The 21,519-nt window shown below is 61.5% G+C and carries 21 protein-coding genes; 3 read left to right on the forward strand and 18 right to left on the reverse strand.

Annotation, left to right across the window (positions count from 1 at the left end; genetic code table 11):
- Positions 1 to 32 precede the first annotated feature (32 nt).
- Positions 33 to 902: a DUF72 domain-containing protein gene (locus SR908_RS08305; RefSeq protein ID WP_246923282.1), complete on the reverse strand. Its 870-nt coding sequence runs from the start codon at positions 900 to 902 to the stop codon at positions 33 to 35.
- A 177-nt stretch (positions 903 to 1,079) separates the two neighbouring features.
- Here SR908_RS08305 and SR908_RS08310 point away from each other — a divergent pair, with 177 nt between their 5' ends.
- From SR908_RS08310 to SR908_RS08320, 3 genes are all read left to right on the forward strand, one after another.
- Entirely contained in the window at positions 1,080 to 1,775 is a 696-nt protein-coding gene (locus SR908_RS08310; RefSeq protein WP_097021481.1) for a YitT family protein, read from the forward strand.
- A 109-nt stretch (positions 1,776 to 1,884) separates the two neighbouring features.
- Positions 1,885 to 3,003, forward strand: a complete 1,119-nt coding sequence (mltA, locus tag SR908_RS08315) for a murein transglycosylase A (RefSeq protein WP_246923280.1) — start codon at positions 1,885 to 1,887, stop codon at positions 3,001 to 3,003.
- A 31-nt stretch (positions 3,004 to 3,034) separates the two neighbouring features.
- Positions 3,035 to 3,955 (forward strand): oxidoreductase, encoded by a 921-nt coding sequence (locus tag SR908_RS08320; RefSeq protein WP_246923277.1) that lies wholly within the window; start codon positions 3,035 to 3,037, stop codon positions 3,953 to 3,955.
- 13 nt (positions 3,956 to 3,968) lie between these two features.
- On the opposite strand, the gene hemB is transcribed toward SR908_RS08320, so the two are convergent.
- From hemB to mnmG, 17 genes are all read right to left on the reverse strand, one after another.
- Positions 3,969 to 4,943 (reverse strand): porphobilinogen synthase, encoded by a 975-nt coding sequence (gene hemB, locus SR908_RS08325; protein WP_246923274.1) that lies wholly within the window; start codon positions 4,941 to 4,943, stop codon positions 3,969 to 3,971.
- Positions 4,944 to 5,047: 104 nt separating this feature from the next.
- Positions 5,048 to 6,880 (reverse strand): glutamine--fructose-6-phosphate transaminase (isomerizing), encoded by a 1,833-nt coding sequence (gene glmS / locus SR908_RS08330; RefSeq protein WP_246923272.1) that lies wholly within the window; start codon positions 6,878 to 6,880, stop codon positions 5,048 to 5,050.
- 16 nt (positions 6,881 to 6,896) lie between these two features.
- Complete coding sequence (locus tag SR908_RS08335) at positions 6,897 to 7,682, reverse strand: DeoR/GlpR family DNA-binding transcription regulator (protein ID WP_246923269.1); 786 nt, start codon at positions 7,680 to 7,682, stop codon at positions 6,897 to 6,899.
- 338 nt (positions 7,683 to 8,020) lie between these two features.
- Positions 8,021 to 9,382, reverse strand: coding sequence for a bifunctional UDP-N-acetylglucosamine diphosphorylase/glucosamine-1-phosphate N-acetyltransferase GlmU (glmU, locus tag SR908_RS08340; protein ID WP_246923267.1), 1,362 nt, complete (start codon positions 9,380 to 9,382; stop codon positions 8,021 to 8,023).
- 191 nt (positions 9,383 to 9,573) lie between these two features.
- On the reverse strand, positions 9,574 to 9,999 hold the full coding sequence (locus tag SR908_RS08345) for a F0F1 ATP synthase subunit epsilon (RefSeq protein WP_040240278.1): 426 nt from the start codon (positions 9,997 to 9,999) through the stop codon (positions 9,574 to 9,576).
- 78 nt (positions 10,000 to 10,077) lie between these two features.
- On the reverse strand, positions 10,078 to 11,454 hold the full coding sequence (gene atpD, locus SR908_RS08350; RefSeq protein ID WP_246923264.1) for a F0F1 ATP synthase subunit beta: 1,377 nt from the start codon (positions 11,452 to 11,454) through the stop codon (positions 10,078 to 10,080).
- A gap of 87 nt (positions 11,455 to 11,541) precedes the next feature.
- The gene (gene atpG, locus SR908_RS08355; RefSeq protein ID WP_040240273.1) at positions 11,542 to 12,420 is read right to left on the reverse strand and encodes a F0F1 ATP synthase subunit gamma; all 879 of its coding nucleotides are present in this window, start codon (positions 12,418 to 12,420) and stop codon (positions 11,542 to 11,544) included.
- Between the two features lie 65 nt (positions 12,421 to 12,485).
- Positions 12,486 to 14,030, reverse strand: a complete 1,545-nt coding sequence (gene atpA, locus SR908_RS08360) for a F0F1 ATP synthase subunit alpha (RefSeq protein WP_040240271.1) — start codon at positions 14,028 to 14,030, stop codon at positions 12,486 to 12,488.
- Between the two features lie 16 nt (positions 14,031 to 14,046).
- Entirely contained in the window at positions 14,047 to 14,583 is a 537-nt protein-coding gene (locus SR908_RS08365; RefSeq protein ID WP_040240270.1) for a F0F1 ATP synthase subunit delta, read from the reverse strand.
- An 11-nt stretch (positions 14,584 to 14,594) separates the two neighbouring features.
- A complete protein-coding gene (locus SR908_RS08370) occupies positions 14,595 to 15,065 on the reverse strand; it encodes a F0F1 ATP synthase subunit B (protein WP_040240267.1) in 471 nt (156 codons plus the stop codon).
- Positions 15,066 to 15,131: 66 nt separating this feature from the next.
- Positions 15,132 to 15,380 carry a F0F1 ATP synthase subunit C gene (atpE, locus tag SR908_RS08375; protein WP_011508579.1) on the reverse strand — a complete coding sequence of 83 codons (249 nt, stop codon included), beginning with the start codon at positions 15,378 to 15,380 and terminating at the stop codon, positions 15,132 to 15,134.
- A 52-nt stretch (positions 15,381 to 15,432) separates the two neighbouring features.
- On the reverse strand, positions 15,433 to 16,296 hold the full coding sequence (gene atpB, locus SR908_RS08380; protein WP_097021494.1) for a F0F1 ATP synthase subunit A: 864 nt from the start codon (positions 16,294 to 16,296) through the stop codon (positions 15,433 to 15,435).
- A 17-nt stretch (positions 16,297 to 16,313) separates the two neighbouring features.
- Positions 16,314 to 16,712: an ATP synthase subunit I gene (locus tag SR908_RS08385; RefSeq protein ID WP_246923261.1), complete on the reverse strand. Its 399-nt coding sequence runs from the start codon at positions 16,710 to 16,712 to the stop codon at positions 16,314 to 16,316.
- Positions 16,713 to 16,939: 227 nt separating this feature from the next.
- Positions 16,940 to 17,863: a ParB/RepB/Spo0J family partition protein gene (locus SR908_RS08390; protein WP_097021496.1), complete on the reverse strand. Its 924-nt coding sequence runs from the start codon at positions 17,861 to 17,863 to the stop codon at positions 16,940 to 16,942.
- A gap of 40 nt (positions 17,864 to 17,903) precedes the next feature.
- Positions 17,904 to 18,671 (reverse strand): ParA family protein, encoded by a 768-nt coding sequence (locus SR908_RS08395; protein ID WP_040240256.1) that lies wholly within the window; start codon positions 18,669 to 18,671, stop codon positions 17,904 to 17,906.
- Positions 18,672 to 18,721: 50 nt separating this feature from the next.
- Positions 18,722 to 19,348 carry a 16S rRNA (guanine(527)-N(7))-methyltransferase RsmG gene (rsmG, locus tag SR908_RS08400; RefSeq protein WP_246923258.1) on the reverse strand — a complete coding sequence of 209 codons (627 nt, stop codon included), beginning with the start codon at positions 19,346 to 19,348 and terminating at the stop codon, positions 18,722 to 18,724.
- Positions 19,345 to 21,240: a tRNA uridine-5-carboxymethylaminomethyl(34) synthesis enzyme MnmG gene (gene mnmG / locus SR908_RS08405; protein ID WP_097021498.1), complete on the reverse strand. Its 1,896-nt coding sequence runs from the start codon at positions 21,238 to 21,240 to the stop codon at positions 19,345 to 19,347. The genes rsmG and mnmG overlap by 4 nt, the downstream gene beginning before the upstream one ends.
- Positions 21,241 to 21,519: the final 279 nt, after the last annotated feature.

Raw genomic sequence — 21,519 nt, forward strand, 5'->3', positions numbered from 1 at the left:
AGTCATACGAGGCCATGGCGTTATCACCGCAGTCAGAAAAGCGCACTCTGGCGCTCGCCGGGAAAGGCCTCGAGAGGCGGTAATTCGACGCGTTTGGCCAGGCGTGCATAGAAGCGTCGCGCCAATTGTGGCGCTTGCCGGTTATCCGGCGTATGCACAAACAAAAAAGGGGTTTTCCCCTGTTTTATCCACAGAGCCAGGCGCTCACACCAAGGAGTGAAAAGTCGATCGTTGATGTCCATATCACAATGCCCGATGAAACGCACGATAGGCATATTTGCCGTGGAAATCACGTGTAACGGGCGTTTCGGCTTTTCGCCCTGCGCCTTGATCAAGCGCGCGTCGTCTCCCGCGGGGGTCGCAAAAAGCGGCCTGACATCCAGCATGACCCGGTCCATCCCCAAAGTTATCAACAAGCGGTTCAATTGCTGTTCCGCAGCCCCTTTGTGGAAAAATTCACTATGACGCACCTCCACGGCGCAGGGTATTGTCGACGGCCATTGTCTCAACAACGCATCTAACGCTGGCAGTTCCTGAGCTCCGAAATCACGCGGCAACTGCACCATGATTGGCCCTAGTCGTTCATGTAACGGCGTCAACGCCTCGAAGAACGTTTCGAGCTCATCCGCAATGCCCACCAGGCGCTTTTCATGCGTGAGCCGCGACGGCAACTTGAAGCAAAAGCGAAAATTCGCCGGCGCCTGGCGCGCCCAGTGGGCGATGGTCGCCGCCTTGGGCGGCCCGCTGTAGAAGGTCGTGTTGCCCTCCACGCTACCGAACACGGCACCGTAATCGTGCAGCATGCCTTCTTGCGGCGCGTGTCGAGCGTAGAGACTACCGCGCCATTCGCTATTGGCCCACATCGGCAAACCCAGGAAAAGACGTGGGTGATCCCCCGTCATGACGCGCCTCGCAATTGTATCGCGGGTATCCCGCGGCTATGATGCGCTGCACGAAGCCGCCTCACCGGGTACGCTTTTTGCATCGTGTCATGCTCCCGACTTCCGGCCACAAGCCTGAAGCGGTTCGCCGACCATCCTCGGCATCGATTCATCTTCCACACCCACGGGAGAGACAACATGAAGGTTTCCTGGCGTTCCTGGCTGACGCTGTTCGAAGGCTGCCTGTTGGTGGCACTTGGCGTGCGGCTTCTGCAATCCGCCGACCTACTGGTCAGCGGTACCGCAGGGTTGAGTTTGCTGATCAGCGATCTGCTGCCGGTGAGCTTCGGCATCACTTTCTTCGTCATCAACCTGCCCTTTTACGGGCTGGCGTTCAAGCAATTGGGGCGCGATTTCACGCTACGCACACTGCTGAGCGTGACCTTGCTTTCGGTGCTCAGCGACACTCTCACCGCCACACTTCCCCTGGGCGACACCCACCCTGTGGTATGCGCCATCGCGGCAGGGCTGTTGATCGGCCTCGGGCTTGCGTTGCTGTTTCGCGCCAACGCCTCACTGGGCGGCCTCAACATTCTCGCTCTTTATCTGGAACGCCGTGTGGGATGGCATGCCGGTCGCACCACACTGTGCTGCGACCTGCTGTTGTTGCTGCTGGCCGTCATCGTCTACCCATGGACGCAGGTGGCGGGCTCGGCCTTGGCATTTCTCACCTTGAGCGCGGTGCTCGGCCGTTATCATCGCAAGGCCAGTGGCCAGCGTCACCAACCCATTGACGACGATGACGAGACGGCGCGCATTCCGCGTCGCAAGGGCGCCCTGTCACCCCATCGCGCTTCGATCACGCGCTTGCGGCCTCTCAACGAGGAAGGCTAGGCCTCGTCTGAAAAGCGCCGTAGGCGAGATGCCACTGGCACGACTCGCCCCGGCAAGGCATCATCGCTGGCGATACTCATTCCGGGAGTCGACCGCCGAGGTGCCTTGCTTGTTCATTCCATTGCCGCGACCGATCATCGACGCCGCCCGCACCCTGCGCCAACTGGCACGCACGGCGTGGTTGTTGCCGTTGCTGGTGCTGGGGGCTTGCAGTTCTCAGCCCCCCGCCCCGAGCACGCCATCGCCGGCAGAGTCCGAGCACATGCAGCCCATGGAATGGCAGGCACTGCCCGGCTGGCGTGACGATCACGTCATCGCCGCCTGGAGCGCGTTTCTCGCCAGTTGTCCGCAGCTTGCCAAAAAACCCCGCTGGACATCGGTCTGCGATGATGCCGAGCATGTCGACCCGCTCGATGAAAGCGATATCACGCGCTTTTTCGAGATGCGCTTTCAGCCTTACCGCCTCACCAACGACGATGGCTCCACCACGGGCACGATCACTGGCTATTACGAGCCCATTCTGAATGGCTCGCGTGACCGCCACGGGCCGTACCAGACGCCGCTCTACCGCTTCCCAAACGCCTGGCAAGCAGCACCGCAGCGTGTGCGTGCCGAGCAGCGCACGTTATTGGAAAGCGGAGCCCTGCGCGGCCAGGAACTGGTCTGGGTCGATGACCCCGTCGAGGCCGCCTTCCTGCAGATCCAAGGCTCGGGGCGTGTCCGGCTGGACGACGGCGATACCATGCGCGTGGCCTTCGCGGGGTCCAACAATCAGCCCTTCCGCTCGTTCAATCGTGCCCTGATCGAGCGTGGCGAGATCGATGCCTCCGAGGCCACGCTTCCCGGCGTGCGCGCCTGGGCCAAGCGCCATCCCGGGCGGGTCAAGGAAATGCTCACCGTCAATCCGCGCATGGTGTTCTTCCGTGAGTTGGATAGCGATCACAGCGCTACCCAAGGACCGATCGGTGCCCTCGGCGTGCCCCTGACCGCGGAACGCAGCCTGGCCGTGGATCCCTCGCGCATTCCGCTGGGCGCACCGATCTTTCTGTCGACCACGCAGCCGCTCTCGAAAGAACCCTTGCAGCGCCTGATGGTCGCTCAGGACACCGGCAATGCCATCAAGGGAACCGTGCGCGCGGATTTCTACTGGGGACACGGCGACACCGCTGGCAAGCGCGCCGGGCGTATGAAGCAGGACGGTCGCCTGTGGGTACTGATGCCGAAATGAGCCAATCATCGGGCAAAGAGGGAAGAGACGCATGAGTGAGGATCGCCACGCCACGGCCCCATTGGCCGTGGTCACCGGCGCCACCGCCGGGCTCGGTCTCGAGACCGCCAAGGGCCTGGCCGCGCAGGGTTATCGCGTCATCATCACCGCACGCAACGTGGAAAGAGGCGAGCTTGCCTGCCATGCCATTCGCGCCCATACACCGCGCGCCACGGTCCGTCACGAAGCGCTCGACCTCGACAGTCTCGAATCGGTACGCGACTTCGCCGCACGCTTGAAACGGGATGAGCCCTCGCTGGAACGGCTGATCAACAACGCCGGGATCATGGCCCTGCCGCGCCTCGAGCGCACCCGGAATGGCTTCGAGCGTCAACTGGGCGTCAACTACCTCGGGCATTTCCTGCTCACCAGCGAGTTGCTGCCACTGCTCACCGCCGCGACGGCGCCCCGCGTAGTACAACTCTCGAGCCTCGCCCATCGGGGCGGCCGCATCGCCTTCGACGACCTTAACGGCGAGACACACTACGATCCCTGGCGAGCCTACCGGCAATCCAAACTCGCCATGCTGTTGTTCGCCCAGGCGCTGCAGAAACAAAGTGATGCCCAGGGTTGGGGGCTTAAGAGCCTCGCCGCCCATCCCGGATTGTCGCGTACCGCGCTGTTCGACGCCGGGGTGAAAAGCCGCCCGGTCATCGGTAGTGTCTTCAAGCTGACCCTACCGCTGATCAGCCAGTCCGCTGCCGAGGGCGCCCGCCCCACGCTGCATGCCGCGCTCAGCGATCACGTCGATCCCGGCGATTACATCGGGCCTGATGGTCTCGGCGAGACACGTGGCGCACCCAAGCGGGCCCACCGCGCCCGTAACACGCGCGACCCGGCGGTCGAGGCACGCCTGTGGGAGGTTTCGTGCGAACTCACGGGGGCGCGCTGGGAAACGACACACCCCGCGTAGGCACTACCAGCCTCTACAGGCCTTCCTCGAGCAATTGCGGGGCGAAGTAGGTCATGATCAGATCGGCACCGGCACGACGCATCGAGCCCAGTGTTTCACGGATCACCGCCGCTTCATCGATTACACCCTGTTGCGCCGCCAGGCGAATCATCGCGTACTCGCCGCTGACCTGGTACGCCACCAGCGGCAACAGGCTGTTGCGACGGATGTCCGCCATGATGTCCAGATACGCCAGCGCCGGCTTGACCATCAGGAAATCGGCGCCCTCGGCTTCGTCTGCCAGCGACTCACGCAGCGCCTCGCGCCGGTTCATGGGGTCCATCTGATAGGTCTTGCGATCGCCCTGGAGTTCAGTACCCGCCGCTTCGCGGAAGGGGCCATACAGCGCCGACGCCAGCTTGGTGGAATACGCCATGATGGGGATATCCTCGAAACCGGCCTCGTCCAAGGCCGCACGAATCGTCGCCACCTGACCATCCTGTGCCGCCGAGGGCGCGATGATGTCGGCCCCCGCCTTGGCAGCCGCGACCGCCTGGACGCCGAGATTACGAATGGTCAGGTCATTGTCGACGGTATCTCCCTTGAGGATGCCGCAGTGCCCGTGCGTGGTGTACTCGCAGAAACAGATATCCGGAATCACCACCATCTCGGGATCGGCCGCCTTGATGATGCGCACCATGCGCGACACCAGGCCGTTGTCGTCCATGGCATCGCTGCCGTCGGCATCTTTGTGATGCGAAATCCCGAACGGCATGATGCCTCTGAGGCCCAGCGCGCTGAGGCGTTTCACTTCCTCCGCCAGTTGGCTTTCCGGCACGCGATACTGCCCCGGCATCCCCTCGATGGGGACAAAATCGTCCGCGTCTTCTTCCACGAAGATCGGATACACCAAGTGCTCCGGACGCAGCGAGGTTTCACGCACGATGTCACGCAGCGATGATGTGCGCCGCAGGCGCCGCAGGCGGGCCTGGGGAAACTGAGCAGGCATGTAGGACTCCTTGATCGCCGCCGGGCGCGGCGGCGCCCGGCGTTAAGAACCGGAATGTATTTTATAGCACGCTAACAAAATAACCCAGCCGACAAAATGTCGCATCATTCCACGGTCACCGACTTGGCCAGGTTGCGCGGCTGGTCGACATCGGTGCCCTTGAGCACGGCGACATGATAGGCCAGCAATTGCAGCGGAATGGTGTAGACGATGGGCGCCAACGCCTCGCTGACCGCCGGCACACGCAACACGTGCAGGTGCTCGTTGGTCTCCATGCGAATGCTCTCGTCGGCGAACACGAACAACTCGCCACCGCGGGCACGCACTTCCTGAAGATTGGATTTCAGCTTCTCGAGCAATTCGTCGTTGGGTGCCACGGCGATCACCGGCATCTCGCTGTCGACCAGCGCCAGGGGCCCGTGCTTCAGCTCGCCCGCCGGATAGGCCTCGGCATGGATATAGGAGATTTCCTTGAGCTTGAGCGCCCCTTCCAGGGCGATCGGAAAGTGCGCACCACGCCCCAGGAACAAGGCATGATGCTTCTCGGCAAACGCCATCGACAACTGCTCGATCTCGCCATCCAGGGCCAGCACCTGGTTGATGACCCCGGGCAACTCCCTGAGTCCCTGAACAAGCGGCGCATGCTCGCCATTGGCGCCCCGCACGCGACCCAGCGCCAGGGCCAGCAGCAGCAGCGCCACCAGTTGGGTGGTGAACGCCTTGGTCGAAGCGACGCCGATTTCGGGGCCGGCCTGCGTCATCAAGGTCAGATCCGATTCACGCACCAGCGAGCTGCCCGGCACGTTGCAGATTGCCAGGCTGCCAAGATAGTCGCGCTGCTTGGCGAAGCGCAGCGCCGCCAGCGTATCGGCGGTCTCGCCAGACTGCGATAGCGTCACGAACAAAGTGCCCTCGGGCACGACTACTTCGCGGTAGCGATATTCCGAAGCCACCTCGACCTGTGTGGGCACGCCGGCCAGTTTCTCGATCCAGTAACGCGCTACCATGCCCGCATGGTAGCTGGTGCCACAGGCGATGATATGCACCTGACGCACGCCCTCGAAAAGCGACGCAGCATCGGCCCCAAAACTGTTGACCAGCACCTGATGATCGCCGAGACGGCCTTCCAGCGTAGCTGCGATCACTTGGGACTGCTCATGGATTTCCTTGAGCATGAAGTGACGATAGCCGCCCTTGCTGGTCACGCCGTCGCCATGCTCGAAGATGCTCACCGGACGCTCGACACGCTCCCCGCTCGCCTCGAAGAGCTCGATTTCACCGCCCCGGGACAGGCGTACCACATCGCCTTCCATCATGTAGATGAAGCGGTCGGTGACCTGCAATAGCGCCAGCGGGTCGGACGCCAGGAACGCCTCACCGATGCCCACGCCTACCACCAGTGGACTACCCTTGCGCGCACCGATGATCGCATCGGGCTCCGCACGGTGCACCACCGCCAGGGCATAGGCGCCTTCCAGCAATGCCACGCTGCGTTGCACGGCCTGGAGCAGGTCTTGGGAAAGGGTGAACTCGCGCGACAACAAGTGCGCGATCACTTCGGTATCGGTTTCGGAGGTGAAGACGTAGCCCTGGGCTTCGAGCTCGCCCTTGAGCGCCTCATGGTTCTCGATGATGCCGTTATGCACCACCGCCAGGCTATCGCCGGATTGGTGCGGATGCGCGTTCTGCTCGCTGGGGCGGCCGTGCGTGGCCCAACGCGTGTGCGCGATACCCAGGGTGCCCTTGAGCGCCGTGTCGGCGAGTTTGCTTTCCAGTGCCGCCACCTTGCCCGCCGCACGCTGACGATTGAGTCGCGCATCGTCGGAAAGCACGGACATGCCCGCCGAGTCGTAGCCGCGATACTCGAGACGGCGTAAGCCTTCGAGAAGGATTTCCTGCACGTGACGCTCGGCGACAGCCCCTACGATTCCACACATATTGAACTCCTCGTCTTCATTCGTTGACCGCGGCGCGGATGACGGCGATGCCCTGTGCCTCGATCCGCCGACAGGCATCAGCATCGAGCCCCTCGTCGGTGATCAGGGTATGGATCCGTTCCCACGGCAGTTCCAGATTGGGGATGCGCCGACCGATCTTGTCGGATTCGGCGAGCACCACGACTTCGCGCGCGACCTCGGCCATCACCCGCGATAGCCCCAGCAATTCGTTGTAGGTAGTGGTCCCACGCTCCAGGTCGATGCCGTCGGCACCGATGAACAATTGATCGAAATCGTAGAAACGCAACACCTGCTCGGCGACCTGCCCCTGGAAGGACTCCGAGTGCGGGTCCCAGGTGCCACCGGTCATCAGGATCGCCGGTTCGGGCTCCACCTCGCGCAAGGCGTTGGCTACCGATAGGGCGTTGGTCATCACCACCAGCCCTTCGCGCCCACCCAGTTCGGGAATCATCGCCGAGGTGGTGGTACCGCTGTCGATGATGATGCGGTTGTGAGCGCGGATACGCGCACTGGCCGCTTGCGCAATCGCTTGCTTTCGTGGCGAAAGCGGTGCGTTGGCTTCCGCCAGTATCTCACTGGGCAGCGGCACGGCACCGCCGAAGCGGCGCAACAGCAGACCGCTTTTCTCCAGAGTGGCGAGATCCTTGCGTACGGTGACTTCGGAAGTCGTGAAGTGGCGGGCAAGCGTATCGACGCTGGTTTCACCCTGCTCATTCACGTAGGCCAGCATGGCATGGCGGCGCTGAGCGGTATCGCGTTTGGGCATATCATCCTTTTTCACGAAAGATATATCTTCCGAAACGAAACAATACGCTTATCAAACGCGATTCGACATCACCGGTCAAGCACAACCCGGCAGGCGGAAGAAAAATGGCGCACGGGAGAGGAGAAATCTCATTCCCACAAGCGATAGTAGGGGGAGATCGTTAGGCTATGCACGAAAAGTCGGCGAGCGATGGCCAGACAAGGCAAAAAACAGCGAAAAGACGGAGTTTACGGGGTGTAAATGAGTACTTTGATCGGACTCGCGCACGAGCTGATTTTTAACGCCGTATGGCCGAGCACAGGCAGTTTTCGTTCAAAGCCTAGAGGACGACCGCTTAGGCCGCCCTTTGCCATTCACGAAGACTTACGAGGCCGCTGCCATCCCGCACGCGTGGTCTGGCGGGGGCGCGCCACCGCCAACGCCCCGGCGTCGACATTCTTGTTGATGGTCGAGCCGGCTCCGACCGTCGCCCCATCGCCCAGCGATACCGGCGCCACCAAGGCCGTGTTGGACCCCACGAAGACGTCGTTGCCGATCTCGGTGAGATGCTTGTTGGCGCCATCGTAATTGCAGGTGATGGTCCCTGCGCCGACATTGACCCCACGCCCCAGCCGAGCATCGCCGACGTAGCTCAAGTGGTTGATCTTGCTGCCTTCGCCAACCTCGGCATTCTTGGTCTCGACGAAGTTACCCACTTTGCTGTCGCATGCCAGGCGCGTGCCGGGACGCAAACGTGCGAAGGGCCCGATGTGCGCGCGCGCAGCCACTTCGGCTCCTTCGATGACGCTGTGCGCCTCGATTACCGTCTCCGCCGCAATATGGCTGTCGCGGATCAGCGTATAGGGACCCACGCTGACGCCATCACCGAGCGTCACCTCGCCCTCGAATACGCAGCCCACATCGATGAAGACGTCATGCCCACAATCGAGACGGCCACGCACATCGAAACGCGCGGGGTCGGCAAGCGCCACGCCCTCGGTCAGCAGACGCTCGGCCTGGTCCCGCTGATAGGCGCGCTCGAGGGCCGCCATCTGCGAGCGATTGTTGACGCCTTCGACTTCCAGCGCCGAGGCAGGCGCGGCCGTGGCGATATCGATGCCCTCGGCCGCCGCCATGGCGAAGATGTCGGTCAAATAATACTCGCCCTGAACGTTCTCGGCGGAGAGGCGGGGTAACCAACGCTTGAGCTGCGCCCCGGTGGCGGCAACGATACCAGTGTTGCATTCGGTGATGGCGCGCTGGGCTTCGCTGGCCTCCTTATGTTCGACGATACCCGTAACGCGGCCGTCAGCATCACGCACGATCCGCCCATAACCGCTGGGATCAGGCAGTTCCACGGTCAGAAGCCCCAAGCGGGTCTCATCCACTTCGGCAAGCAATGCCGCCAAGGTCTCGGCGCGGATCAGCGGGACATCGCCGTAAAGGATTAGCACCTTGCCGTCGCCCATGTTCTCCAGTGCCTGGGCCACGGCATGGCCGGTGCCTTTCTGTTCGGCCTGCAAGGCGAACCGCACCTCGCGCCCGCCGAGTTCGGTCTCGACCTGCTCGGCGCCGTGGCCAATCACCACGTGCGTGCGCGTCGCGCCCAGTTGCTCGGCAGTATCCAGCACATGCGTCACCATCGGCTTACCCGCCAACGGATGCAAAACCTTGGGCTTGGCCGAACGCATCCGCGTTCCCTGGCCGGCGGCGAGTATCACCACGTCTAACGTCATCGCTGTCGTCCCTATGCATCTCTTAAAGAAGATGGCCGTATTCTACGGTGGGCGGAAGGCGCTACCAAGCGACATGCGTCATGTCTCGGCACGATATGTAAACGTCCGTGACAGGCGGTTAGCGGATATCATTCACGAAAAAAAGGCGACCCGTGGGTCGCCTTCATGGACAGTGGCATCGCGTGCGGCGCCTAGCGGCGGCTGCCCTTCTCACGCAGTTGCTGGATGGTACGCAACTGTGCCACGGCTTCCGCCAGTTCGGCGGCCGCACGGGTGTAGTCGAGATCGGACTGCTTGTCGCCCATGGACCGCAAGGCCTCCTGACGCGCCTCTTCGGCGGCAGCCTCATTGAGATCGTGCGCCCGCGTGGCCGTATCGGCCAGCACCGAGACCACCTCCGGTTGGACCTCCAGGAAGCCGCCAGTGACGAAGTACACTTCTTCCTCGCCATCTTCACGCGTCACACGGACCGGTCCCGGCTTGAGCTCGGTGAGCAGCGGTGCGTGACCACGCAGAATACCCAGATCGCCCGACACGCCGGCCGCCACTAGCTGCTCGGCGCTGCCGGAGAAGATGGCCTTCTCGGCGCTGACGATGTCGCATTGGAAGCTAGCCATCGCTATCTCCTCGTTCATGGAAGCGTCGGGCACGGCGCGCAACGGCGCCGTGCCTACCACTCCCGAATGGGCATGGCCTTACTTCATGTTGTTGGCTTTCTCGACGGCTTCGTCGATAGTACCAACCATGTAGAAGGCTTGTTCGGGCAGTTCGTCGTATTCCCCGTCGAGGATGCCCTGGAAGCCACGGATGGTCTCCCTGAGGGAGACGTACTTGCCGGGTGCCCCGGTAAAGACCTCGGCAACGAAGAACGGCTGTGACAGGAAGCGCTGGATCTTGCGCGCACGTGCCACGGTCAGTTTGTCTTCGTCGGCCAGCTCGTCCATCCCCAAGATCGCGATGATGTCCTTGAGCTCCTTGTAGCGCTGCAACACACCCTGCACACCGCGTGCGGTGTTGTAGTGCTCTTCGCCGACGGTCAGCGGGTCGAGCTGGCGCGAAGTGGAGTCCAGCGGATCGATGGCCGGGTAGATGCCCAACTCGGCAATGGAACGCGCCAGTACCACAGTGGCGTCCAGGTGCGAGAAGGTGGTCGCCGGTGACGGGTCGGTCAAGTCGTCCGCCGGGACGTAAACCGCCTGCACGGAGGTGATTGAGCCCGTCTTGGTCGAGGTGATGCGCTCCTGCAAGACGCCCATTTCCTCGGCCAGGGTCGGCTGATAGCCCACCGCAGAGGGCATGCGGCCCAGCAGCGCCGAGACCTCGGTGCCCGCCAGGGTATAACGGTAGATGTTGTCGACGAACAGCAGCACGTCACGCCCATCGTCACGGAACTTCTCAGCGATGGTCAGACCGGTCAGGGCCACACGCAGGCGGTTCCCGGGCGGTTCGTTCATCTGGCCATAGACCAGCGACACTTTGTCGAGAACGTTGGAGTCCTTCATCTCGTGGTAGAAGTCGTTACCCTCACGGGTACGCTCCCCCACCCCGGCGAAGACGGAATAACCGCTGTGCTCGGTCGCGATGTTGCGGATCAGCTCCATCATGTTGACGGTCTTGCCGACACCGGCGCCGCCGAACAGACCAACCTTGCCGCCCTTGGCGAACGGGCACACCAGGTCGATGACCTTGATGCCGGTTTCCAAGAGTTCGTTGGACGTTGCTTGATCCGCATAGCCCGGCGCCTTGCGGTGGATCGGCATGCGTTCGTCTTCGCCGATGTCGCCGGCTTCGTCGATGGGATTACCAAGGACGTCCATGATGCGTCCCAGCGTGGCCTTGCCCACCGGCACCGAAATCGCCGCCCCGGTATTGGCGACATCGAGGCCGCGCTTGAGGCCTTCGGTGGTGCCCATGGCGATGGCACGCACGACGCCGTCACCCAGCTGTTGCTGTACTTCCAGAATGGTCTCGGTGTCGGAGACCTTCAGCGCGTCGTAGACCTTGGGAACATCGTCCCGCGGAAACTCTACGTCAATCACCGCGCCGATGATTTGTACGATACGTCCGCTCATGTTGGTTCCTCTAATACCTGCAAATGAAACCTGCTTCGCCTGGGCCCCGAGGCAACCCATACGGGAGCCTCGGTGGGACCTGCGTCGTCATACGGCGGCGGCGCCGCCGACGATCTCCGAAATCTCCTGGGTGATCGCGGCCTGACGGGCCTTGTTATAGACCAGCTCCAGGTCATCGATCAGATTGCCGGCATTGTCAGTCGCGCTCTTCATCGCGATCATCCGTGCCGCCTGTTCGCAGGCCGCATTCTCGACCACTGCCTGGTACACCTGGGATTCCACATAGCGCACTAGCAAATGATCGAGCAGGGTCTTGGCGTCCGGCTCATACAGGTAGTCCCAGCTGCCGCTGGCACGTGTCTCTTCTTCATCGTCATCATCCGCCTCGGCTTCCAAGGGGAGCAACTGACGTACGACCGGCTTCTGAGTCATGGTGTTGACGAACTCGTTATGCACCACGTAAAGCCGATCCAGTTGCCCCTCATCGAAGGCCTTCAGCATGACACTGACGCTCCCGATCAGGTCTTCGACGGCCGGGGCTTCGCCCAGACCGCTCTTGCCCGCCACCAAGTTGCCGCCATGGTTGCGAAAGAACACATTGGCCTTGGAGCCGATAGCCGCGTAATCGACCTCGACGTCCTGTTCATGCCAGTACTTGGCTTCGCGCGTCACGGCCTTGAACACGTTGACGTTCAGGCCACCGGCCAAGCCTCGGTCACTGGAGACCACGATATACCCCACGCGCTTGATTTCGCGCTCGATCATGTACTCATGACGATACTCGGGGTTGGCCTTGGCAATGTGACTCACCACGCGACGGATCAGCTTCGCGTACGGCTGGCTGGCCGTCATGCGTTCCTGGGCCTTGCGCATCTTCGACGCAGCGACCATTTCCATGGCACTGGTGATCTTCTGCGTGTTCTTGATGCTCCCGATCTGGGTGCGAATCTCTTTTGCAGCTGCCATCTCGATCTCACCCTCTTGCGAGCCGCTCAACTAGGATTGCCGGCCCGGTGTCACCGGGCCTTGCATCACCAGGTCTGAGTGGACTTGAACGTCTCGAGGCCGGACTTGAGGCCCTGCTTGATATCGTCGTCGTAATTACCGGTCTGATTGATCTTGTCGATCAGCTCGGCATGCTCGGATTTCATGTACGCCTGCAGCGCTTTCTCGAAATCCAGCACCTTGTTGACTTCGATATCTTCCAGGAAACCTTCGTTGGCGGCGTACAGTGTCACCGCCATTTCGGCCACCGACATCGGCGAATACTGATTCTGCTTCATCAGCTCGGTGACGCGCTGCCCATGCTCAAGCTGCTTACGGGTCGCTTCGTCGAGATCCGAGGCGAACTGTGAGAAAGCAGCCAGTTCACGATACTGCGCCAAGGCCAGACGCACGGTCCCGCCCAGTTTCTTGATGATCTTGGTCTGCGCCGAGCCACCCACACGCGATACCGAAAGACCCGCGTTGATCGCCGGACGTACCCCAGAGTTGAAGAGGTTCGTCTCGAGGAAGATCTGACCGTCGGTGATCGAGATCACGTTGGTCGGCACGAACGCCGAGACGTCGCCGCCTTGGGTCTCGATGATCGGCAGCGCGGTCAGCGAGCCGGTCTTGCCTTTGACCTCACCGTTGGTGAGCTTCTCGACATGATCGGCGTTGATACGCGCGGCACGCTCGAGGAGGCGCGAGTGGAGGTAGAAGACGTCGCCCGGATAGGCTTCGCGGCCCGGCGGACGGCGCAGCAGCAGCGAGACCTGACGATAGGCTACGGCTTGCTTGGAGAGATCGTCGTAGACGATGAGAGCGTCTTCGCCACGGTCGCGGAAATACTCGCCCATGGTGCAGCCGGAGTACGCCGCCAGGAACTGCATCGGTGCCGGGTCAGCGGCGCCGGCAGCGACGATGATGGTGTGTTCCATGGCCCCATGCTCTTCGAGCTTGCGCACCATGTTGGCAATGGTCGACTGCTTCTGGCCGATGGCGACGTAGACGCAGGTAACGCCCTTGTCTTTCTGGTTGATGATGGTGTCGATGGCGATCGCCGACTTACCGATCTGACGGTCACCGATGATCAGCTCACGCTGACCGCGGCCGATCGGCACCATGGCGTCGATGGACTTGAGACCGGTCTGGATCGGCTCGTCGACGGACTGACGGGTAATGACGCCCGGCGCGACCTTTTCCACCGCGTCGGTCATCTTGGTGTCGAGCTCGCCCTTGCCATCGATGGGGTTACCCAGCGCATCGACCACACGGCCAATCAATTCCGGACCCACCGGCACCTCGAGGATACGACCGGTACACTGCGCGGTCATGCCCTCTTCGAGCTGCAGATAGTCGCCGAGCACCACGGCGCCGACGCTGTCACGCTCGAGGTTGAGCACCATGCCGAAGATGCTGCCGGGGAACTCGATCATTTCGCCGAACATCGCGTCGGCGAGACCGTGGATCTTCACGATACCGTCGGAAACGCTGACCACGGTACCTTCGTTGCGGGCTTCGGATGCGACATCCAGCTTTTCGATACGCTGTTTGATGATGTCGCTGATCTCGGAAGGATTCAGTTGCTGCATGCCATGTCCCTCGAACTCAAGCGGAAAGTGCGTCGCGTAGACGGTTCAATCGACCGCGTACCGAACCGTCGATGACGGTGTCGCCGGCACGCAGGATCACGCCGCCCATCAGCGCACGGTCCACCTGAGTGGTAATGGAGATTTCGCGGTTGAGACGCTTCTTCAGCGCAGTCGCGAGCTTGTCCTGCTGTGCGGCATCCAGATCGAAGGCGGAGACGATGGTCACATCCACCCGCTTCTCTTCTCGAGCGCGCAATGCCTCGAACTGCTCGGCGATCGCCGGGAGGGCGGCAAACCGCCCCCGCGAGCCAACGGTACGGAGGAAGTTGCGAAGAGACTCATCGAGTTCTCCGCAAACCTCGAGCAACAACTCGGTCTTCTGTCCTCGGGACAGTTTCGGGTTGCCCACCACCTTGGCGTTGAAATCGGTGTCAACCACCGCTTGCGCCGCCGAGGCCAGGTGTCCGGACCAGGCTTCAAGCGCCTTTTGATCGCGCGCATATTCGAACGCCGCCTTGGCGTACGGACGAGCTACGGTAGACGTTTCAGCCATGCCTCACCTCCTCAGAGCTCAGCCGCGAGCTTGTCGACCAGCTCACGATGCTTGGCTTCATCAATGGAGGAGTCGAGGATGCGCTCGGCCCCCTGAATGGCGAGTGTCGCCACCTGGGTCCGCAACTCTTCCTTCGCACGCTGCGTCTCCTGCTCGATCTCGCCGCGAGCGCTTTCGATCATGCGCTCCCCTTCGAGACGAGCGTTATCACGCGCTTCCTCGATCATCTGGTTGGCCCGTTTATGGGCCTGCTCGATGATCTCGGCCGCCTGCTCCTTGCTCTCCTTGAGTTGCTCGGCTGCTTGCTCCTGAGCCAGCTCAAGGTCGCGAGTCGCACGGCTGGCCGCATCCAGGCCATCGGCGATCTTCTTTTGCCGCTCCTGCAACGCCTGCATGACCGGCGGCCATACAAACTTCATGCAGAACCAGACGAAGACCGCGAAGGCTATGGCCTGACCGATCAGGGTTAGGTTCAGATTCACGCCAGCACCTCTCGCATCACAAGTTTGGGGTTAATGTCACCGTGGCCCATGGGCCAAACGGCAAAGTTAACCGACAAACGGATTGGCGAAGGTGAAGAACAGCGCGATACCCACACCGATCATGGTCACGGCGTCGAGCAGACCGGCAACGATGAACATTTTCACCTGCAGCTGCGGAATCATTTCCGGTTGGCGTGCCGCACCTTCGAGGAACTTACCGCCGAGAATGCCGAAGCCGATGGCGGTGCCCAATGCACCCAGACCGATCAGCAGGGAGACGGCGATAGCGGTCATGCCCAGAACTTGTGCTTCCATGATTGACTCCAGTTTATTTCAAGGTTTAAGGGGTTGGGGTTGAGAAAACCGGTTAATGCTTTTCCGTCGCCATGCTCAGGTAGACGATCGTCAGCATCATGAAGATGAACGCCTGCAGCGTGATGATCAGGAGGTGGAAGGTCGCCCACGCGAAATGCAGGGGCAACTGCCACAAGCCGATCATGGCAATCAGGATGAAGATCAGCTCGCCCGCGTAGAGGTTGCCGAACAGCCGCAGTGCCAGCGACACGGGCTTGGCCAGCAGCGTCACCGCTTCCAGCAGGAAGTTGGCGGGAATCAGCAAGGCCTGGACGAACGGATTGGAGGCGTTGAACGGGTGCAGCGTCAGCTCGGCCACGAAACCGGAGAAGCCCTTTTCGCGGATGCTGTAGAAGATGATCAGGGCGAATACCGAAAGCGACATGCCCAGCGTGGCGTTGACGTCAGTGGTCGGCACGACCTTGAAGTAGACATGCGCGGGATCAGCCCCGAACCAGGCACCGATCTTCTGCGCCAGCATCGGCAGGAAGTCCACCGGCACCAGGTCCATGAGGTTCATCAGGAAGATCCAGCAGAAGATCGTCAACGACAATGGCGCAATCAATTTGCTCTTGCCGTGAAATGTCTCGCGCACCGAGTTATCGACGAACTCGACCATCATTTCGACGAAGTTTTGCATGCCACTCGGCACGCCGGTGGTCGCGGTCTTGGCGACCATACGGAACACCCACAAAAACAAGATCCCCAGGCCGATCGACCAGCCCATGGTATCCAGGTGGATGGCCCAGAAACCCATTTCCTGGGCTTCCTGCGCGGAATGTGCCAGCCCCAACCCATTCTCCGGGTGCAACCCGAAGGTCATGTTTTGCAGGTGGTGCTGGATGTACTCCGAAGACGTCGGGTTGTTGCCTGCCATTGAGTTAAGCCTCGAGTTCAAGTGCGCGACGGTCGATGCAACAGCCAGGGTCCCAGCCAGTGCGCCAACTGCGTCACCACGTAAGCGCCAAAGAAGAAAGCGGGGTTTGAGGGAGGCACGGCTACGAATACCGCTATGAACAATGCCGCCGTCAAACCGAGCTTACCGGCCTCGGCTCGGTAGAAACTGTTTACGATGTTGCGCGCTTGTGACGCTCCCTGATGACGAAAGGTCTGCCAGGCAAAGAAGACGTTGGGCAACCAGGCAACCAGGCCGCCCAACAATGTCGATAACGCCGCTTCAGGCGTATGCCAGATCAACGTGGGTGCCGTCATTACCAGTGCCATGCACAACTGCAACATCAGCAAGGGAAGCAGTCGTGGGCCCTTGAGCCTGGCCGGTGCCGTTTTTTGCATGGCGTCGGTCTTGCCGTCCTCTTATTGCTGGTGTCGTCACCCGGACAAATCTTGGCGGATTATAGGGGAGGGCCTAGTGGCCTTCAACAGAACATGAGCCTATTTAGCGCGATCTGGCAGTCCTTTACCACTAAAGGGGCACGAAAAGACGATAAATAACGTTAACGCGCTAAACGTTTGCTGCGGCATTTTGTCACACTAACCATATATCGCGCGGCTGAATCCCATCATTGAATATGCCCCAGGATGCCGTCCAGTTCGTCGAGGCTGGTGTAGCGAATGGTGACACGCCCCTTGCCCGAGGCCCCATGCTGAATCTTGACCGGCGCGCCCAGAAGTTCGGCGAGACGCGTTTCGAGCCGCGCCACATCGGGATTGCTCGATGCGCTTGGCGTGGACTTGGTGGTCTCCTTGCCGCTGGCGTTCTGCTTGGCCAGCGCCTCGGTCTGACGCACGGTCAGATCGCGTTCGACGACGTCACGCGCAATGCTGCGCTGGCGCGCGGCGGGCAAGGTCAACAGAGCACGCGCATGCCCCATGTCCAGATCGCCGCGCTCTAGCAACGTCTGCACTTCCTCATCGAGGCTCAACAGGCGCAGCAGGTTCGCCACTTGCGCGCGCGATTTGCCCACCGCATCGGCCACCTGCTGTTGCGTGAGCTCGAAGTCGTCGAGCAGACGCTTCAGCGCCATGGCTTCTTCCACCGGGTTGAGATTTTCGCGCTGAATATTCTCGATCAGCGCCAGGGCGAGGGCGGCCTCGTCGCTGACCTCGCGCACCACAGCGGGGATGACGTCGAGTTCCGCCAATTGAGCCGCCCGCCAGCGTCGTTCGCCGGCGATGATCTCGTAGCGAGACTCGCCCATCGGTCGAACCACGATGGGTTGCATGACGCCCTGGGCACGGATCGAATCGGCCAGTTCCTCGAGCGACTCGGGCTGAATATCGCGCCGTGGTTGATACTTGCCCCGACTCAGTTGTCCCAGCGGCAAGCGCATCAAGCGCTCCTGCTCCTCGCTGGCAGCCGGGGCCTGAGCAGGTTCCAGCACGACATCGCCGTCGATGGCGTCATCGCCGAGTGTCTCGCGTTGACGCGCGCCTGCACCGATCAAGGCATCCAGGCCGCGTCCCAGTGCGCGTTTGCGCGTCATAAGTATTCCCTCGATTCGTCTCCCACTCGCCCGGGACGCGTCATAGCGCCAGGCGGCGGATCAGTTCCTTGGCCAACACCCGATGTGCCTGGCTCCCCCGCGACAGACGCGCATACTTGGTTACCGGTACGCCGTGACTGGGTGCCTCGGCGACGCGCACGTTGCGCGGAATGGTCGTCTTGAGCAGGGTGTCACCGAAATATTGGCTCAACTGTTTGCTGACATCGCGCGTCAGGCTATTGCGCGCGTCGTACATGGTTCGCACGATGCCGAAAATGCTCAGATCGGGATTAACGTTGGCCTGGATCTGCTCGACGGTATCCAGAAGCGCCGAGAGCCCTTCCAGCGCATAGAATTCGCATTGCAGGGGAATCAATACCCCGTCCGCGGCGGTCAGGGCATTGACGGTCAGCATGTTGAGCGAAGGCGGACAGTCGATGATCACCACGTCGTAACTTGCGGCCACGCTTCCCAAAGCATCGCCCAGGCAGCGCTCGCGTCCGTCACGATCGAGGAGATCGACTTCGGCAGCGGTCAGGTCGCCATTGCCGGGTAGTAGAGCATAGCCGGCATCGGGGCAATCGAGAATCACCTCACTGGCGCGGCGTCCGTCGAGCAGCACCTCGAGCACGCTGCCCTCGAGCTCATGCTTGTCGACGCCACTGCCCATGGTGGCATGTCCCTGGGGATCGAGGTCGACCAATAGGACCCGCCTGTCCAGCGCGGCGAGACAGGCCGCAAGATTGACCGCGGTGGTGGTCTTGCCAACGCCGCCCTTTTGGTTGGTCAAGGCGATTATCTTGGTCACGATCGACTCCCATTATCGACAACGCCCGAAAACGGCAGCGCTGGTGGCATTCAACTTCGTCGCAGGCGAACGAGTACCCGTTGCGCCTCATCGCCCGGCACCGTCAGTCGGCGGTTTTCGACGAGCGTCACTTCGCTCGGCAAGGCGGCAAGCTCCGTTTCCACATCACGGCCCTTCATCGCCAACCATTCGCCCCCCTCGGCCAACAAGGGGCCCGTCAGCGTGAGGAAGGTCGCCAGATCGGCGAAGGCCCGCGATACGATCTGATCGAAACCATCATGCTCGAAGGTTTCGATCCGCGCTTGCACCGGCGTGACGTTATCCAGCCCCAACTCTAGAACGGCCTGGCGCTGGAAGCGTACTTTTTTGCCATTGCCGTCAAGCATGGTCACCGCCAGGCGAGGATCGAGTATCGCCAATACCAGACCAGGCAACCCGGCGCCCGCGCCGACATCGAGCAACGTCGGACCGCGCACGGCGGCCGCGATGCTGGCGCTATCGAGCAGATGGCGGGTGACCATCTGCTCAGGATCGCGTACCGCGGTGAGGTTATAGGCGCGGTTCCACTTGTGCAACAACGCGAGCAACGCCAGCAGGCGCTCACGGGCAGTGGCATCGACTTCGACGCCAAGCGCTGCGAGTCCGGTATCGAGACGCGTTTCACATCCTGGCGTCATGCGTTGGCCGCCTGCGGGTCCTGTTCATCGAGCAGACGACGCTTCTTGAGATGCACCAGCAGCAGCGACACAGCCGCCGGGGTGACGCCTGAAATGCGTCCAGCCTGCGCTAGCGTCTCAGGGCGCGCGGCTTCGAGCTTCTGACGGATCTCGTGGGACAGGCCATCGATGCGTGCGTAGTCCAGTTCCTCGGGCAGACGCAGTGTCTCATGGCGGCGGAGACGATCGATCTCGTCCTGCTGGCGCGCGATGTATCCCTGGTACTTGGCCTGGATCTGCACCTGGTCGGCGACGCTGGGATCGAGCGCAGGCGCCTCGTCGTCGAGGTCGGCATGCGTCAATTCGGGCCGCTTGAGTAGATCCGCAAGACGATATTCGCGGGCCAAGGGCTTATCGAGCTTGCTGGCGAGACGCTTGGCAAGCTCGCTTTGGGGTTGTACCCAGGTATCACGCAAGCGTTCGGATTCGCGAGCGATGGCCTCACGCTTGGTGGAAAAACGCTGCCAGCGCTCATCGTCGACGAGCCCGAGCTCTCGACCGATCTCGGTGAGACGCAAGTCGGCGTTGTCCTCGCGCAGCAACAAGCGATGCTCGGCCCGCGAAGTGAACATGCGGTACGGCTCCTGGGTGCCCATGGTGATCAGGTCATCGACCAGCACCCCGAGATAGGCCTCGTCGCGACGCGGTGACCAGGCATCCTGCCCTTGGGCGCGCCGTGCGGCGTTGAGCCCGGCCAGCAAGCCCTGAGCGGCAGCTTCCTCGTAGCCGGTGGTGCCGTTGATCTGACCGGCGAAGAACAGGTTGTGGATAAATTTAGTTTCCAGCGAGTGACGCAGATCGCGCGGATCGAAGAAATCATACTCGATGGCATACCCGGGACGCGTGATGTGCGCATTCTCGAAGCCCTTGATCGAACGTACCACCTGGAACTGCACGTCAAAGGGCAGCGAGGTCGAAATCCCGTTGGGATAAAGCTCGTGGGTATCGAGGCCTTCGGGCTCGACGAAAATCTGGTGACTCGACTTGTCCGCGAAGCGGTTCACCTTGTCTTCGATGGACGGGCAATAGCGCGGTCCGACTCCCCCGATGACGCCGGAATACATCGGCGAGCGATCGAGATTGGCGTGGATGATCTCGTGGGTACGGGCATTGGTATGCGCAATATGGCAGTTCATCTGACGCGGATGCTGCTCGCGGTTGCCGAGATATGACATCACCGGGGTCGGCGTATCGCCCGGTTGGGTCTCGAGTACCGAGAAATCCACGCTTTTGGCGTCCAGCCGCGGCGGCGTACCGGTCTTGAGCCGATCGACGTTGAACGGCAGAGCACGCAGGCGTTGCGCCAAGGCGTTGGAGGACGGATCCCCGGCACGCCCGCCGGAGTGATTGTCCAACCCGATGTGGATAACTCCACCGAGGAAGGTCCCGGTGCACAGCACCACGCTTTCGCCATAGACCCGGATACCTGTCTGTGTGACGACGCCGCGCACCGTGTCGCCGTCGACGATCAGGTCGTCGGCGGCCTGTTGGAAAAGCGTCAAATGAGACTGGTTTTCCAGTTGGCTGCGGATCGCGGCCTTGTAACGGACGCGATCGGCTTGAGCCCGAGTGGCCCGCACGGCGGGCCCCTTGCGGGCATTGAGTACACGGAACTGAATGCCGCCGAGATCGGTGGCATGCGCCATGGCGCCGCCTAAGGCATCGATTTCCTTGACCAGGTGGCTCTTGCCGATCCCGCCGATGGCGGGATTGCAAGACATCTGGCCGAGAGTCTCGATGTTATGCGTCAGCAATAGCGTCTGACAGCCCATGCGAGCGGCAGCCAGTGCGGCTTCGGTTCCCGCATGGCCCCCGCCGATGACGATGACATCAAAGCGGTCTGGGTAATCCACGTTACACCTCGAATCGCAGCGTATGGCTGCGGTCGTGCATGTCGGCAAGTCTCATCGTAAGGCGATGAAGCTTGGCAAATAGCCGGACAGTATAAACCCCTTGTGAGTAACCGTCAGGGTTTTCCACACATGGATTTCCATGTGGATTGGTCCGTCATCGGGTCTTCTATTAATAACAATATAGAATTTAAAAGAAGTTCTGTTGTTGTTGTTATTACTGGTATCGACGAAATCTGGGGATAAGTGGAAAAAACCAAGTGTTACCGGGTCTTTACGCTG

This window comes from Chromohalobacter canadensis, assembly GCF_034479555.1.
GTDB classification, from domain to species: Bacteria; Pseudomonadota; Gammaproteobacteria; order Pseudomonadales; family Halomonadaceae; genus Chromohalobacter; species Chromohalobacter canadensis.

Bases quoted from the DNA above. Each gene is read 5' to 3' on its own strand.
- SR908_RS08365 (WP_040240270.1), bottom strand. From the start codon at position 14,583: ATGGCTGAAACGTCTACCGTAGCTCGTCCGTACGCCAAGGCGGCGTTC.
- SR908_RS08320 (WP_246923277.1), top strand. From the start codon at position 3,035: ATGAGTGAGGATCGCCACGCCACGGCCCCATTGGCCGTGGTCACCGGC.
- atpE (WP_011508579.1), bottom strand. From the start codon at position 15,380: ATGGAAGCACAAGTTCTGGGCATGACCGCTATCGCCGTCTCCCTGCTG.
- SR908_RS08305 (WP_246923282.1), bottom strand. From the start codon at position 902: ATGACGGGGGATCACCCACGTCTTTTCCTGGGTTTGCCGATGTGGGCC.
- atpB (WP_097021494.1), bottom strand. From the start codon at position 16,296: ATGGCAGGCAACAACCCGACGTCTTCGGAGTACATCCAGCACCACCTG.
- atpG (WP_040240273.1), bottom strand. From the start codon at position 12,420: ATGGCAGCTGCAAAAGAGATTCGCACCCAGATCGGGAGCATCAAGAAC.
- hemB (WP_246923274.1), bottom strand. From the start codon at position 4,943: ATGCCTGCTCAGTTTCCCCAGGCCCGCCTGCGGCGCCTGCGGCGCACA.
- atpD (WP_246923264.1), bottom strand. From the start codon at position 11,454: ATGAGCGGACGTATCGTACAAATCATCGGCGCGGTGATTGACGTAGAG.
- glmU (WP_246923267.1), bottom strand. From the start codon at position 9,382: ATGACGTTAGACGTGGTGATACTCGCCGCCGGCCAGGGAACGCGGATG.
- SR908_RS08385 (WP_246923261.1), bottom strand. From the start codon at position 16,712: ATGCAAAAAACGGCACCGGCCAGGCTCAAGGGCCCACGACTGCTTCCC.
- SR908_RS08345 (WP_040240278.1), bottom strand. From the start codon at position 9,999: ATGGCTAGCTTCCAATGCGACATCGTCAGCGCCGAGAAGGCCATCTTC.
- rsmG (WP_246923258.1), bottom strand. From the start codon at position 19,348: ATGACGCCAGGATGTGAAACGCGTCTCGATACCGGACTCGCAGCGCTT.
- atpA (WP_040240271.1), bottom strand. From the start codon at position 14,030: ATGCAGCAACTGAATCCTTCCGAGATCAGCGACATCATCAAACAGCGT.
- SR908_RS08390 (WP_097021496.1), bottom strand. From the start codon at position 17,863: ATGACGCGCAAACGCGCACTGGGACGCGGCCTGGATGCCTTGATCGGT.
- glmS (WP_246923272.1), bottom strand. From the start codon at position 6,880: ATGTGTGGAATCGTAGGGGCTGTCGCCGAGCGTCACGTGCAGGAAATC.
- SR908_RS08310 (WP_097021481.1), top strand. From the start codon at position 1,080: ATGAAGGTTTCCTGGCGTTCCTGGCTGACGCTGTTCGAAGGCTGCCTG.